This is a genomic window from Sediminibacillus albus, assembly GCF_900101125.1.
Taxonomy (GTDB): Bacteria; Bacillota; Bacilli; order Bacillales; family Amphibacillaceae; genus Sediminibacillus; species Sediminibacillus albus.
In genome coordinates, this window is the sequence record NZ_FNFL01000001.1 from 898,627 (window position 1) to 913,096 (window position 14,470).

The 14,470-nt window shown below is 41.8% G+C and carries 14 protein-coding genes; 5 read left to right on the top strand and 9 right to left on the bottom strand.

All coding sequences use genetic code 11. The features are described 5' to 3' along the window. Positions 1–23 precede the first annotated feature (23 nt). From BLR93_RS04620 to BLR93_RS17930, 3 genes are all read left to right on the top strand, one after another. Positions 24–203, top strand: a complete 180-nt coding sequence (locus BLR93_RS04620) for an aspartyl-phosphate phosphatase Spo0E family protein (protein ID WP_093211648.1) — start codon at positions 24–26, stop codon at positions 201–203. Between the two features lie 115 nt (positions 204–318). After that, entirely contained in the window at positions 319–1,095 is a 777-nt protein-coding gene (locus BLR93_RS04625) for a PAS domain S-box protein (protein ID WP_093211650.1), read from the top strand. A gap of 133 nt (positions 1,096–1,228) precedes the next feature. Beyond that, positions 1,229–1,372 carry a hypothetical protein gene (locus BLR93_RS17930; protein WP_175559244.1) on the top strand — a complete coding sequence of 48 codons (144 nt, stop codon included), beginning with the start codon at positions 1,229–1,231 and terminating at the stop codon, positions 1,370–1,372. 84 nt (positions 1,373–1,456) lie between these two features. Here the strand turns inward: BLR93_RS17930 and BLR93_RS04630 are convergent, their stop codons facing one another. The 5 genes from BLR93_RS04630 to BLR93_RS04655 all read right to left on the bottom strand — a co-directional run bounded on the left by BLR93_RS04630 (position 1,457) and on the right by BLR93_RS04655 (position 9,030). Beyond that, positions 1,457–1,684, bottom strand: coding sequence for a hypothetical protein (locus tag BLR93_RS04630; protein WP_093211652.1), 228 nt, complete (start codon positions 1,682–1,684; stop codon positions 1,457–1,459). A gap of 664 nt (positions 1,685–2,348) precedes the next feature. Then, positions 2,349–3,617, bottom strand: coding sequence for a CYP152 family fatty-acid peroxygenase CypC (gene cypC / locus BLR93_RS04640; protein WP_093211656.1), 1,269 nt, complete (start codon positions 3,615–3,617; stop codon positions 2,349–2,351). Positions 3,618–4,259: 642 nt separating this feature from the next. Then, the gene (locus BLR93_RS04645; protein ID WP_093211658.1) at positions 4,260–5,465 is read right to left on the bottom strand and encodes a S8 family peptidase; all 1,206 of its coding nucleotides are present in this window, start codon (positions 5,463–5,465) and stop codon (positions 4,260–4,262) included. A 317-nt stretch (positions 5,466–5,782) separates the two neighbouring features. Beyond that, entirely contained in the window at positions 5,783–7,768 is a 1,986-nt protein-coding gene (locus tag BLR93_RS04650) for a methyl-accepting chemotaxis protein (protein ID WP_093211659.1), read from the bottom strand. 158 nt (positions 7,769–7,926) lie between these two features. After that, positions 7,927–9,030 carry an MGDG synthase family glycosyltransferase gene (locus BLR93_RS04655; RefSeq protein WP_093211661.1) on the bottom strand — a complete coding sequence of 368 codons (1,104 nt, stop codon included), beginning with the start codon at positions 9,028–9,030 and terminating at the stop codon, positions 7,927–7,929. 264 nt (positions 9,031–9,294) lie between these two features. On the opposite strand from BLR93_RS04655, the gene BLR93_RS04660 reads away from it, so the two are divergent. Next, positions 9,295–10,146 carry a metallophosphoesterase gene (locus tag BLR93_RS04660; RefSeq protein WP_093211663.1) on the top strand — a complete coding sequence of 284 codons (852 nt, stop codon included), beginning with the start codon at positions 9,295–9,297 and terminating at the stop codon, positions 10,144–10,146. 45 nt (positions 10,147–10,191) lie between these two features. Here the strand turns inward: BLR93_RS04660 and BLR93_RS04665 are convergent, their stop codons facing one another. Further along, positions 10,192–10,752, bottom strand: coding sequence for a YkoP family protein (locus tag BLR93_RS04665; RefSeq protein ID WP_093211665.1), 561 nt, complete (start codon positions 10,750–10,752; stop codon positions 10,192–10,194). A 419-nt stretch (positions 10,753–11,171) separates the two neighbouring features. Here BLR93_RS04665 and BLR93_RS04670 point away from each other — a divergent pair, with 419 nt between their 5' ends. Beyond that, complete coding sequence (locus tag BLR93_RS04670; protein ID WP_093211667.1) at positions 11,172–11,996, top strand: N-acetylmuramoyl-L-alanine amidase; 825 nt, start codon at positions 11,172–11,174, stop codon at positions 11,994–11,996. 469 nt (positions 11,997–12,465) lie between these two features. On the opposite strand, the gene BLR93_RS04675 is transcribed toward BLR93_RS04670, so the two are convergent. From BLR93_RS04675 to BLR93_RS04685, 3 genes are read right to left on the bottom strand one after another with little or no spacing between them, the layout of a single operon-like run. Further along, a complete protein-coding gene (locus tag BLR93_RS04675) occupies positions 12,466–12,705 on the bottom strand; it encodes a MerR family transcriptional regulator (protein ID WP_093211669.1) in 240 nt (79 codons plus the stop codon). 42 nt (positions 12,706–12,747) lie between these two features. Continuing rightward, positions 12,748–13,479 carry an exonuclease domain-containing protein gene (locus BLR93_RS04680; RefSeq protein WP_093211671.1) on the bottom strand — a complete coding sequence of 244 codons (732 nt, stop codon included), beginning with the start codon at positions 13,477–13,479 and terminating at the stop codon, positions 12,748–12,750. After that, complete coding sequence (locus BLR93_RS04685) at positions 13,476–14,450, bottom strand: DUF294 nucleotidyltransferase-like domain-containing protein (RefSeq protein WP_093211673.1); 975 nt, start codon at positions 14,448–14,450, stop codon at positions 13,476–13,478. The genes BLR93_RS04680 and BLR93_RS04685 overlap by 4 nt, the downstream gene beginning before the upstream one ends. Between the last annotated feature and the right edge of the window lie 20 nt (positions 14,451–14,470).

Below are 14,470 nucleotides of genomic sequence, written 5' to 3' on the forward strand. Positions count from 1 at the left end.
TTGTATTCAAAGGGGGATGAAAAATGAAAGAGATAGAGGAAATGGAAAAAAAGATAGAAAACCTCCGTGTGAGGATGTATCAAGTATTTCAATTTAATCCCGACAGTCCAGAAATTTTAAAACTCTCCCAGAGGCTAGATGATGCCCTTAATCAATTCGATCTTCTTAAAAAGGGCCAAAATGGAAATAGCGCAAAATACTAAAATTAATTTATTATAGATAACAGCCGAATGATTCTAAAGTCCATAGACAACCATGCTAAGGTGTGTCATTGTGGTTAAAATGGAAGACTTTTTATGAAGGGAGTTGAAGGGGGAAATGGGGAGTTTCAATAGCGATTCCTCTCTAGAGGAAAACCAGGCATACAAGCAGATCATCGAACGGCTTGTCGAGTCGATTATCGTCCATTCAGATTATATCATTGTTTATATTAACCAATCTGGAGCTGACCTGTTAGGCGAGAATAAAGAGGATCTAATCGGCAGGCATTTATTGGATTTTATTCGTGACGATTTTCATGAACAAGTAAAAGCCCTAGTCGATCAGGTGATGAACGGCGACGCCCCTGCTGAAACTAGTGAACAGGTCATTAAAAGACCAGATGGCACTACTATTGATGTAGAAGTGAATTGTAACAAGGTAGATTTTGCCGGGACGAGGGCCGTTCAGTCTGTATTCAGAGACATTACTGACCGGAAGGAAACGGAAAAATCCCTGGAAACTGTACTAAAAGAAATCAATGAACTAGCCTCGCCAGTAGTACCCATATTGGAAGGCATAGCTGTCCTTCCTTTAATAGGTTCCATTGAAACAGAGCGGGCTCAGCAATTTTTAGATCACATCCCTGCTAAAGTAGCCGAACTGAACATCCAATGGCTGATCCTCGACTTTTCCGGAATAATTAATTTAGATACATATGTAGCGGATTATCTTTTTAAAATTAATGAAACGATCCGCTTGCTGGGCATTCAAACAATCATCACCGGAATGAGGCCGGACCTCGCACAGGTTGCTACCCAGCTTGGCATCAAATTCAATATCAAAACATTTGGTTCCGTACCGCAGGCTCTCCATTTCATCGGGGTCAGGGGCTGATTTCCCTTAATGCCAGCACAGAAAAAACTTGGATAGGCAACTGCTATCCAAGTTTTTTTCTGTTATTGACCGGTTTAGCTAGTGATGATAAATTTGCTATAATTTAAGTATCTTCCATTGAGAGGTGAAAGAAATGAGCGTGAAATCAACGATTTATAAAATTCTTCGCGTCTGGAACGACGTAGATGCTGTAAAAAAAGGCAGAGCAGGAAAAAGAATCGGCAGACGTACAGCTGGAAAAGCAGCCGGAAAAGCAATCAGAAAGCTTTTTAAATAGGTACTTATTAGAAATAAAGGCTCTCCCGCACCCATCGCCAACTACTCTTCATGCCGGCAGATTATCCAGGGACAGCCTTTCCTTCTACATTCTATTCGTCAAATTCATATCATAGACACCCGATAGAATCTTTGCTAGATACATCGAAACGTACTCCTGAATCTCCTTGCTTTCATATTGAACGTGACTTAAACGGACCCTCTCTCTTGACACCCCTGAACCGATAAAGTGAAGAAAGATCTCTTTATTTACCTTATCAGTCCCAATCAATTTGATTCCATTACTGCTATGAGGCGGCACTTCCCACTTCATATCGATCCCCCCCTTTATATAACTATACAATTATTCGACAAAATTTCAATCATTTATTTACTGAAAATTCTATCTTTTATATCAGAGAGGATGAGACGTTCAATTGCACCTGGTGTCGAACTGCTTTTTCGGTGCCCGACCTTCTTTCCCTTAGTTGATCTACTTTTCCGGATTTTCGCTCCACTTTGTTTTAGTTGATCTACTTTTCCAGGTTTTCGCTCTACTTCAGCTCTTTGTTGATCCTCTTCCTCTGATTTTCGCGCTACTTTCCCTTAGTTGATCTGCTTTTCCAGGTTTTCGCTCTACTTCAACTCTTTGTCGATCCTCTTCCTCTGATTTTCGCTCCACTTTGTCTTAGTTGATCTGCTTTTCCGGATTTTCGCTCTACTTCAGCTCTTTGTTGATCCTCTTCCTCTGATTTTCGCGCTACTTTGTCTTAGTTGATCTACTTTCCCGGGTTTTCGCTCTACTTCAGCTCTTTGTTGATCCTCTTCCTCTGATTTTGCTCCACTTTGTTTTAGTTGATCTACTTTTCCGGATTTTCGCTCTACTTCAGCTCTTTGTCGATCCTCTTCCTCTGATTTTCGCTCCACTTATAGCCAGGCATATAAAAAAAGTGTCGGCTTAGCATAACGCTTCAGCCAACACTTTTTAAATAATTAGATTAACTGTTTGTAGTGTTTAACCGGACATTGCTGAGGACGAAACCGCTTTTGGGCATTGCTGGCATCCTTGCCATGTTAATACTAAGATCCTGAGCTGGAACTTCGTAGTCAATGTATTTTGTCATAAAAGCTAAGCTACTGTTCATGATATCAATGGTAACCCATTCACCTGCACAGCGGTGACCCATGTCATATTCCCCGCCACCCTGGGGAATGAAATTAAATGGGCTGCCCTCCCAGCCTTGAAAACGCTCCGGGCGGAATTCCTCTGGTCTTTCCCAAATATTTGGATGGTGATTGGTTCCATAAATATCGAGCAGAACCAATGTTCCTTTATTAAATGGATGCTGACGCCAGGTGAAATCCTTCTTCACTTTAGCACCTGTAAAAGGACCGAATGGATAAAAACGGCGAATTTCCTGTACAAACATTTGCCGGTAATTGCCTTGATTGCTTGCCACTTTGCTGCGCATTTCCGGGTGTTGATGGATAGCGACAGCACCAAAGGCAATAAACCGGGCAATTGCTACAATCGGTCGGAGAATATTCAGCAACTCTACAGCGGCTATTTGAGTATCCAAACGTTTACCATTCAAATCAAGGTGAAAAGCCATAGCATGGGCAGCGGTTTCTGCAGACGGTTTCAGCTTTCCGCTGCGTATTTCCCTAATGATTTGCCTAGTCCAAGCCTCGGAACGCAATCTTGCCCTTCTGCCACGCTGATGCCTTGGCCCAATCGCTCCAAAAGCATCAATCATGTCACCTAGATCACTTGCCCGCTGTTCAACTTCAGATTCCTTCAATGGTACACCGGCCCATTTACAAGCCACCCGGCACATGATTTTTCTGGCTTCATCTATCAAGATAACATCTTCCTTCTTCTCCCACTCAAGTGCACTTGCTTGCCATTGCTCGACGGTAATATCGGTAAGCACTTTCAAACGCTGCTTCGTCATTAGCGACATGAACAGTTTTTTGCGGTGTTTGTGCGCTTCGCCATCCATCGATTGAATTCCATTTTGCCCAAAAAGTGTCTTTTGCACTCTTTTAGGTGTTGCACCTTGACGTTGAAAAAGATCAGTATCATAGAAAACTCTTGCCGCTTCTTCACCGCTGATACAAATTGCCTTCTGCCCCATTAATCGGGTTTCAAATATATCCGATTGAAACCGCCGGCACCTGTTAGGAATATACAGATAGCCTTCCTTTAATAAATTTAGACTATTATCCAGTCCCTGTTCACGAGGTACTTGACTGCTTTTATTCATCTTTTCATCTCCTATCTGGGGAATAATTCCTTGGTTGCATTAAAGGGAGAATATGTAAAGGAATTTTTTTGAAGAGGCTTATGGTTGTTTTTACCCCGGAGTATTTACTGCCAAACAATAGTTTCTCCAATCAATTGGCTAGTATGCATTATTTAATCCTTCTTTCTTTTTACCAACGCAAAAAAAGAGCCTCGCTGATGCGAAGCTCATTAAAGTCTATAAAATCTGCTAAAAAGGTTTATGGAAGTTCGACCTAAAACCGCCGCAATATACAGCAACGCCGAACCACCTGTTATGCGCGGGCGCAGTCTGTACGTTGCTGACCAGGCACCCTCCGCTTTTCTTGTCTAGCTTCAGCTCCCATTGCTTTGTGGGCTTTCTGCACCTCCGTCCGATAAGTTAACATCGGCGCTAAAGCGCCGTCTTTCCTTTATCTCCTGCGGTGCCGTCCACCCCATCCAGCAATACCCGGTCGCTTCCGCTTTTCTTGTCCAGCTGCGGGCACCTAGCAACTAGCATGACTTCCCTCCCTGTCGCTTCGATAAGTCAAGCTCAAAAAGAAGGAACATCTTTTTGGCTATCCTTTATCTTGGACAGGTCAGTCCAGTCTGTACGTTGCTGACCAGGCACCCTCCGCTTTTCTTAATACCTTACTGCGTTGTTGGAGTTGATTCTTCCGTGTTGGAAGTAGCTTCCTGTTCCGCTGATTGGGTCAGCTGTTTGTTCGATTGCTTGACGAATTTGTGAATTGTTGCGTCCTTGTCCTGCTAGCAATCCAGCTAAGCCAGCTACATGCGGGGAAGCCATAGAGGTTCCAGACATGTAAGAGTAGCCATTGTTCGGAACAGTAGCTGCAATATCAACACCTGGTGCCGTAACATCTACCCATGTACCGTAGTTAGAAAAAGAAGCTCTGCGGTCATTCCTATCAACTGCTCCAACGGCAATGACATTATGGTATGAAGCTGGTTCAAATGTAGTGGAGACCCCGTCGTTGCCAGCAGCAGCTACAACAACAGAACCTTGGTTCCAAGCATAGTTAACAGCATTTTCAAGTGTTTGTGTATCACAATTACAGCCAAGTGATAGATTAATAACTTCTGCTCCATTATCAGCGGCGTATCTGATACCATCGGCGATATCATTCAATGACCCGCTGCCATTTGCGTCCAATACACGAACAGCTAGAATACGAGTGTTCGGAGCCATCCCTGCAATCCCAGCACCGTTGTTTGTTTCAGCGGCTGCAGTTCCAGCTACATGTGTTCCGTGTCCATTCAAGTCCATCGGAGTGTAGTCGTTATCGACGAAATCATATCCTCTAATGGTCTTGCTATCCAAGTCAGGATGGTTGTAATCGACACCGGTGTCAAGAACTGCGATTTCTGTTCCGCTGCTTCCTCTGGTAATGTCCCAGGCATAGTTAGTATAGGTATTTTGAGGTCCATATTGATAATTACTATAATACGTATCATTTGGTGTCCACGTTGCTTTAAATGTGTAGTTTGGTTCTGCATATTCAACGTTTGGATTGTTCTCCAATGCCTTCACAACCGCTTCGACATTGCCTACTTTCAATACTTTGAATGGAGAGTCCACTCCATCTTCGTCTGGAAGTACTTGGGCATTCAGCTTCTCAAAAGCTTTTGCCTGAGTAGACTTGCCTGTTTTCTCTTTGAACTTGACGACCACTTCATCTTTAACATGGCTCCCCATTTCTACAGAAGCATTCAGCTCAGCAGATCCTTTCGTTTGTTCAAGCTGATCAGCGGCAGAAGCTTCGCTGATAGAAGGTAACACTGCCAATGAGACTACGAGCGACAGACCGGCAAACAATTTACTTTTCATAAAATTCCTCCTTTAAAAGATTTATCTACCAATTCTTTAAAATAATAGAAATACCTGCTAAATCCAGGTTGGGAAATATCAAGAAAAATACTCCATAGATAGATAAAATCACACCCAATATTTCCCAACAAAAAAGCAAGACCATTGACCCTGATAGCACTGAATACTTGATTTAAAGCGTGAAATACAGTTAGTGTTCATTAGAGAAGACAGCTATTATGTTGCACTACTTTCTAATCCGCTGAAATATGTAAAAACAACCCAAAAAAACAAGCCAGGACAGAAAATTCTGTCGATGGCTTGTTTTAATGAAAAAATTATAATTTAAATTGTTTAACAAGGTCTTGCAGTTCTTCTGCCATTTGCGACAAGGATGTTGCAGAACCTGTGATTTCTTCCATAGAAGCCAGTTGCTGCTGCGTTGATGCAGAAACATTTTGTGCTCCGTCAGATGTAAAGTCTGCCACTTTGGCGACTTCTTCAAAGGTGCCGACAAACTGGTCAGTACCAGATGCAATTTCCTGAATTTTCGAGGTTACCTGATCGATTTGATGGGTTACCGTGTTGACAAAGCCAGTAATTGCTGTAAACGATTCGCCGGCATGGTTAACCACTTCGATTCCTTTTTCCACTTCCGTAGTGCCAGACTTCATTGATTCTACTGCATTGGTTGTTTCGCTTTGAATGGTACCAATCATTTGCCTGATTTGTTCCGTTGACTGTGCGGATTGTTCTGCCAGCTTTCGCACCTCATCCGCAACGACAGCAAACCCTTTGCCATGTTCACCAGCCCGCGCTGCTTCAATCGCCGCGTTTAGAGCCAATAAATTCGTTTGTTCAGCAATGTCGGTAATAACATCGACAATTTTGCTAATTTCCTGAGAATGGCTGCCAAGGCCTTGAATGCTGCCTGACAATTCGTTGACTGTCTCTTTGATGAATTCCATTTGGCCAACAGTCGTTTCGATTGCTTTATTTCCTTCTTCAACGGCAGATGATGCACTAGCTGTTGTACTGGATACTTCATTCGAACTTGTCGCAATCTGCTGAATAGACTTGGACATCTCCTCTGCCATTCTTGTACTCTCGACAATACGATTAGATTGGCTGTCCATTCCGGAAGCTACTTCCTGAATAGAGGAAGAGATTTGTTCGGTTGCCGATGTATTTTGTTCAGTGCTTGCATTTAATTGCTCAGATGAAGCTGCTAGGCTGCTCGCTTTTTCACGAACTTGCAAGATTACATCACTGAGATTTGTCCTCATTTGGTTAAAGGCTTGCCCCAGCTTGCCTAATTCATCATCGCGCTTAAGATTGACCAGTACACTTAGATCCCCATCACTCATCCGCTCGGCAGCGCCGACTAACTCTTTAATTGGATGATTAATCGAACGGATAATGAAGAATATCAATAGGCCGCCGACAACTAACGATATGGCAATCACAACTAAAGTAGTAATAAAGATTGGCAAAACCGCTTGATCGATTTCACTCTGGTACATCGTACCGACAATTTTCCAGCCGGTTACATCACTTGTCGTAAAGGCTAATTTCTTTTGATCGCCTTCAAATGTATAATCAAAGCTGCCTGCTTCTCCGTCCTGGATATCCTGGAAAAAATCATCAGTTGCTTCGGATCCGGCTTCATTGGTTGGATGGCTAATAAAATGGTTGGTCTTATCCAGTAAAAATAAGTAGCCTTCCTTTCCAATACTAACTTCGTTAATCACTTCGGTAAGTTTACCAAGCTCAAGGTTAACAGCAACGACGCCTTGATTGTCTGCTGTTGCTTTTGCCAATGTAACCACTACTTGCCCGGAAGATTGAGAGACATAAGGATCAGTAACAATTACCTCGCCGCTTTCTTCCATAGCCTGCTGGTACCATGGCCGTTCACGCGGGTCATAATCTGGCGGGTTTTGGAAAGATGTAGGTGAGTTCATGAAATCGCCTGTTTCTGTACCCACAAAGGTTTGTTCTACATCTCCCTTAGATTCCTGGATTGTGTCCAGTAACTCGCGGGTTCCTGGATCATTATCATTTGTGATATCTTCTGGTGCCAGTGCATTGGATAAGTAATCAATATTCTCTATTTGGGCTGAGACAAATTGATCCACTGTCTGGCTGACGATGCTGACATTTTTCTCAGCCGATTCCATCATTTGGTCTTCTACTTCGCTTTTCGAGCTGACGTATGAGCTAGTAGCAATGACGATGCTCGGAAGCAAAAGCACAGCTAAAAACGCTATAATCAGACGATTTTTCAAACTAAGAGATGAATAATTTCGTTTGTTTTTTTTCATTAGTATTCCCCCTATTCCTGTTGCAAATTAAAACGATGTATAATTTTCGTTTTACTCACTTTCATTATATCGTCTAATATTACAACAGTATTTAGGGGTATTTTTATTTTTTTTCAAATTAAGGGAAGATTGATTCAAATTAATTCGGTTATACCAAGTTACGTGTTCATTTGAAGCGCGTCCAGGATAAGGGAGGAAGCGTCGTGGGAAAGGCAGTTGTGATAACGATCGAGATTTTTTTGAAACGACTCGAGCTGGTTTTTGTCCTCGAAAAACGCCGTTATTTGTTTTTCAATAGGCAAATTTTTTTGGCAGTCGATCGTATCAATCACAATGCCAAGCTGCTTTAAGTGCTGCAGGTTTATTTCTTCCTGCCCAGGCAAAGCATGGTACACGAAAGCAGGCTTTCGTTTGCGAATGCATTCGCTTATCGTTACTCCACCCGGCTTTGTTACTATCGCGTTCACTTGGTCATACAATTGATCCATTTCTTTCCTGGAGTCAATATAAGGAAGCGGAATAATACTGCCATGCTTTCGTTTGCAAAGCTTTTCGTATAAGTTTTTATTCTTTCCGCACAAGACAAAATATTGATACTGGTTCTTTTCTGGAATGTTTAATAACGTTTCCATCCTGCCAACACCCAGACTGCCCCCTGTTATTAAAACTGCTTTATTATTATTATGTTGGAGCGCCGTTTGCCTGATGTCTGCATGGGTAGGAATGCCAGTTACATAAATGCTTGACGGCCGGGCACCTTTGTTGATTAAATCATCACGCATTATTAATGAGGAAACAAGATGCATATCCACCTGTTCTATCCCCCAAAGGCGATGGGCAAAAAAGTCCGTATAAATATTAATGAGGGGAATAGCGATGTTTTCTGTTTGTTTGATTTGGTTCATGATATAGGACGGCAATGCATGAGTACAGATGACAGCATCTGGTTTTTCCTCATCTAATACTTTTTTCATGGCATAAGCGAACAGCAGCTGATAAGCTTTAAACTGCTTCTGCTGCTGTATGCCGTCATAAACTGAACGGTGGTACAACCAGCTGTAGGTTTTCGGAAAGTGATGAATCCATTTTAAATATGTTCCCGAGACGATACTTTCAATCCTTCCAAACGTGTATGCTAAAATATCAATTTTTTTACAGGCAATTCGGCTATCCAGTTTAGCAAGCCCATCAATTATCGAATCGGCTACTTGATGATGCCCGGAAGGAATCTGCAAAAACGGCAATATTAATACTTTCTTCAATGAAACCCCTCCGCTTTCACCTTAAGTTAGTAGGATTAGTATACTCGCTGGACAGAAATTAAATGGCATCGGGCCTATTTTAATATTTGCTAAACATGTAGATATTTGGAAAGCGTGCTGCCAACAAAAACTGCCTCACCCTTGTTGAGACTTCAGGAACAGGAGACACTTTCTGTTTAAGGCGTCAAACAGAACGCTTTCCAACTATTGCCGGTAAAGTTTTTCCTAATTCCCCTGTATAATGGAGAGCGGAGGTGTTTGATTATGTCGTTAATTTTGTTACTAGTTGCACTTATCATCACTTATACTTTTATAAAAGCTTATACAAATACAAAACAAGTTGTTTTTAATAAACTTGATATAGAGCATACCAATAAGGATGGGAATAAAACAGGCCAACCCTTGCAAATTTTACATTTGTCAGATTTGCACCTGGAAAACATATCTATTACCCCTGCAACGCTTTATGAAAAATTAAAGGACGAACCTATCGATCTTATCGCCCTTACAGGTGACTTCCTTGACCGCAAGCGAACCATTCCCAAGCTGCTCCCCTATTTGCAAGTGTTGAATAAACTTAATTCTTCCTATGGTATGTACGCTGTACTCGGCAACCATGACTACGTTCTGCGTAAAGAACACTTAGCTGAATTAAAGAGAGTCTTAGAGGCTTATAACTGCGTTGTATTGCACAATGAAAACCGCCTGGTCAACATGGGAGGCTATCCGGTAAATATTATCGGTATCGACGATTATAGCACCAACCGCAGTGATATCGCTGAAGCTTACAAGGGCATCGAAGCGGGTTATCGATTAGTGCTTACCCATGACCCTAATGTTGTCCTCGAAATGAAAGATTACGACTTTGACTATTTACTTTCCGGGCATTTTCATGGCGGACAGATTCTTTATCCGAAAGCCTATCACTTAGTGAAAATGGGGAAGCTTGTCCGAATGAATATGATAAAGGGACTACAAAAATATCATGGAAAAAACTTTTATATCAGCGAGGGATTAGGACAGACAGGGCTTAATGTCCGTCTAGGCAGCAGGCCTGAAATGACGCTTCACCGCATTCCTGCCTCAGAAGAATTCATTAATGAACAAGTTGTTTAAAAGCCAACCAGCTTTATCGGCAGGTTGGCTTTTTTCTTTTGGTACTTATTCCTTGTAAGCATTAAGCAAGTTTTCTTTAGACATAAACAAATATTTTGGTTCTTGCTTTCCTTTTCCTTGTGCAGATGGGTCTTTGGCAAGTTTATTTATGGATATAAAAATAATGAATTTAAACCATCGATAAATAAAATTTGAAATAGCGAAAGTTTCAAACCCCAACCTCCGGCATAGTTTATGGTTAAGAACCGTAATACCAATAACTCCTTTGATCTGCTGATGATGCTTATGGGCTCGCAAAAAATCGGCCAGTCCTGGCAAAGAGGCTTGGACAGTTTTGTAAATATGACGGGCCTTGCGTACTTCCCCTTGTATATCTTTGGTTTCATTGATTAACCGTATATTATGCAAATGAATTTTTATTAGTTTATCGTGCTTATTGATGACTGTTCCATCTGAAAGAGTGATTGGTTTACCTTGATAAGAAGTAAGCCGAACCCTGAAAATGTTTTTAAAACCCCTGTCAGGATCATCTATATAGGTTAACCGTGTACATTGAAAATAGATGGGATCCGATAAATTCCAAATGCTAATAAGATTCCTTCTCACGATGACATTCCCTTCCTTTTTTATATAATTAGCTCTATTATTTTGCAGAGATAGCCACAAAATATTTATAAAGGAACTATTTTGAAAAAATTCCCTATTGGTTCAGGAAGGAATACAAAAGTATTGAAAGGCTGTCTTTTTTTACAGACAGTCATTTTTATGTCGTTATCTTGCACATAGGTCCGCATCAAGTAAATAGACTGTTGAAGCAATCTTTCGAAGATACATGGTGTTCGTCGTCTCATAACTTTTCCAGCTGCTTATAATAGTTTGAAAAGAAAAATGCTTCTATGGGTTGTTAAATTGGACCCAGCTTTTTCTTTATTAAGTATCAAGCGGCTGGCTCACCAGTAAAGGATATTAAATAATTCCGAGCCGCTCGCCTGATAAATCCAAAAAGGTGAAGGAGAGATGATTTTATGGTACGAGTAGCAATTGATATCGGTCATGGTTCGAACACATGGGAAAATGGCGGTGGTAAAGGGGTGGTCCGTAATGGCATCGTTTATGAAGAGCATGATTTCAATTCGCTTGTTGCCCAGGAATTGGACAGGCTGCTTAACTACAATGGGATTAGCACACTGCTATATCAACAGCCGTTTTCACCAGAGGTTGGCCTGACACAGCGAACGAATTATTACAATTCGCAAAATGTTGATCTCGTTTGGTCCATCCATGCCAATGCAAGTTCTTCTACCAGTGCAGAAGGGCGTTGCGCATTTTATTGGTACACGTCGAGCGCAGCTAGAAGACTGGCTGAGCTGTATGTAGAGGAAGTTACAAACGCTGGTTACAATACACACGGCACAGGACTCCACGCAAGCCAGCCAAATAGCTGGACGAACCTTCATATTTGCCGGGAAACCAACATGACTGCAGTATTGACAGAAAATGGATTTATGACTAATAATGCCGACTTTGAAAGAATTTTTGGATCTAATCAGGCAGTGTACGTTGCTAATATAGCCAGAGCCCACGCTAAAGCCATATGCCGTTTCTTCAATATTAACTTTAATGATGATGGTGGTGGAGGAACCGGGCAAAAATATATCGAAATTCTCGCCGATTCTCTATGGACCTATAATACAGCCGATTGGAACGATCGAGCAGTAATCGTCAACCGCGGAGAAGTATTTACCGTTATTAGAGACAGATTTTATGTTGATGGGGGATATATGTATCAAATTAAAAGCGGGTTATATATAACAGCAAACCCAACCTACGTCCGAGCCTACACCCGGTAGGAAGAAAAGCGGAGGGTGCCTGGTCAGCAACGTACAGACTGGACTGACCTGTCCAAGATAAAGGATAGCCAAAAAGATGTTCCTTCTTTTTGAGCTTGACTTATCGAAGCGACAGGGAGGGAAGTCATGCTAGTTGCTAGGTGCCCGCAGCTGGACAAGAAAAGCGGAAGCGACCGGGCATTGACTGTTTCGGCAAAGTAGAACGACTTGGCCCAACTTGAGCAACTTTCAGCAAAGCAGATCAACTTCTCTTCGAAGTAGAGCGACTTTCCGGCAAACAGGACCGACTAGGCTCAACCCGGCCATCTCCCGGTCAATGTAGAGGATTGTCCCCGCAACATCCCTCCATTCAAAAGCTGATGCATGCCGCCGCCATCCCGGCGAGACATGCATCAGCTTTTTTGGTTCCCAGCATTTTTTTGCAGCGCTTTTCTTCCATGAAATGACTCATCCGCTACCATCGTGCTATTTAGTCTTCAAGCATTGCTTTTATGCCAGCAATATTTATTCCTTTATCGATCAATTCCTTTATTTCCTTTAAACGGTTGATATCATTCAAGGAATATACCCGCCTGTTTCCTTCATTTCTAACCGGCTCAATCAGGCCTTGTTTTTCGTAATACCTTATCTGCCGTGCCGATAGCCTAGTCAAATCTTTTACGACACTAATCGGGAAAGTTGCTGTATCGCCAGGAATATCATGGTTCAATCCCCCTTCCCCTCCTTCTCATCGTACCGATAGTCAGTTAAATTATTTTGCAGCCAAGTGAGCGTAAACATCTTTTAAGTTTTTAAAGCCAAGGGCTTGAATTAATCGGATGTTCTCCGCCCAAAGCTGTGCTGTTGCCAACGCATCGTGCAATGCATGATGCCTATCTGCTATTTCGATTCCGTAATGAGCACAACACTGATCAAGTGTTACCAGACCAGCTTCAGGCTCCACAATCCTAGTCAAAAAGGAAGTATCTATGATGCGGTGTTGAAAATTCATCTTCAAAGCCCTCCAGGCAGCATGCTTCATAAACACTTTTTCATGGTTGGCATGGTGTGCAACCAGTGGATCCGTTTTGATGAATTGATAAAAATTTTTCAATACATCGTGAATTGGATCAGCATTGAATAATACGTCCTCAGTCAGCCCAGTCAATTGCTGGATTTCTTGAGATGGAGCAGTTTCACAATGGACAGGTGAATAGAAAGTTTTATTATCGATAACATGGTCCCCCTCCATTTTCACAGCGCCAATCGATAAGATGTGATCACCTTTATATGGATAAAATCCTGTTGTTTCAAGGTCAAAGACAACTACCTTCAATTCACCAAAAGGAACTTCTAATATATCCTTCCTTTTCATTTCCCGCTGAAGTTCCCTCATATAAGCAATTTTACCCGGGTCTGTCTGGTTTGATAAAGAAGTATATGGACCCGCATTTAGCTTACCTGACATTTGCTTCACAAATTGAATCATTTGATCCACGATCATTTGGAACACTCTTTTTCTATGATGGATTTAACATCAGAAAAAAGCTTATACCCTTTTTTCATCAGCTGTTTTAGCTCCTGCTTCGCTTCCTTGTTTAATGATTGCATCGGTATAAGATGTACTTCCTCATATGTTTGGGCATTTTTTCTGAACTTAAGCCGGTAATCAAGCAGTTCGATAAAATCGCTTTCCACTGATTTGATTGCTTGGTAATCATTCGTCAGCTGCCTGAACCGTGACAAGGTGGATGGAGCAAAAATCTTATTCTTTAAGGCTAGCAGCCGCAAAGCATTTACATAAGGAAAAAAGGCCTTCTGTTTTAATTGAATAGTTCCCGATTGTTCCCCCTGCTGTTCTGGAAGCAGTTGCCCGAAAATACCTACGCCTTTTTTTAAAAAATCAACATTATCAATCAGCCGGATATATAAGTCCGGATTATCCTGTAAAATGGAAAAAGAAGTTTGCTTTAACTCCTTTAAATAACCCTTTTCCCCTACTAAGACACGGGAATCAAAAAAGGTAGAAAAATGGCGCAGAGACTGCCAGCTGGCTTCTTCCAGCCAATCGGCAACTTGTAATTGCCAATCTGCGACGGATTTACACCATAATGGATTGGAAGCCATCACTTTTCCATCACAAGGTTCATAGCCTGCTACCGCTAAAGCATTGGTGATTTCAGCTCCTACCCTTAAAAAATAAGATTTACTGTCATCATTTCCAGCAAAAATGATGCCATGATCCTGATCGCTCCAGACAGATTGTTCGAACCTGCCGGCACTACCCATTAAAAAGAAAGCAAAGGGAGCAGGAGGATTTCCCCGCTCGCTTCGCACAGTATCCAATGCCAGATGGACAGCCTTGGCAATTAGTTCATCATGCAATAAATTTAATTTTATGTGATTCATCGAAACAGCTCCCATTCGCTGTTCTCGAGCTTCTTTTAATTCTGTGTAGCTATTCACAACTGGCATCCACCCCTTTTATAAGCAAT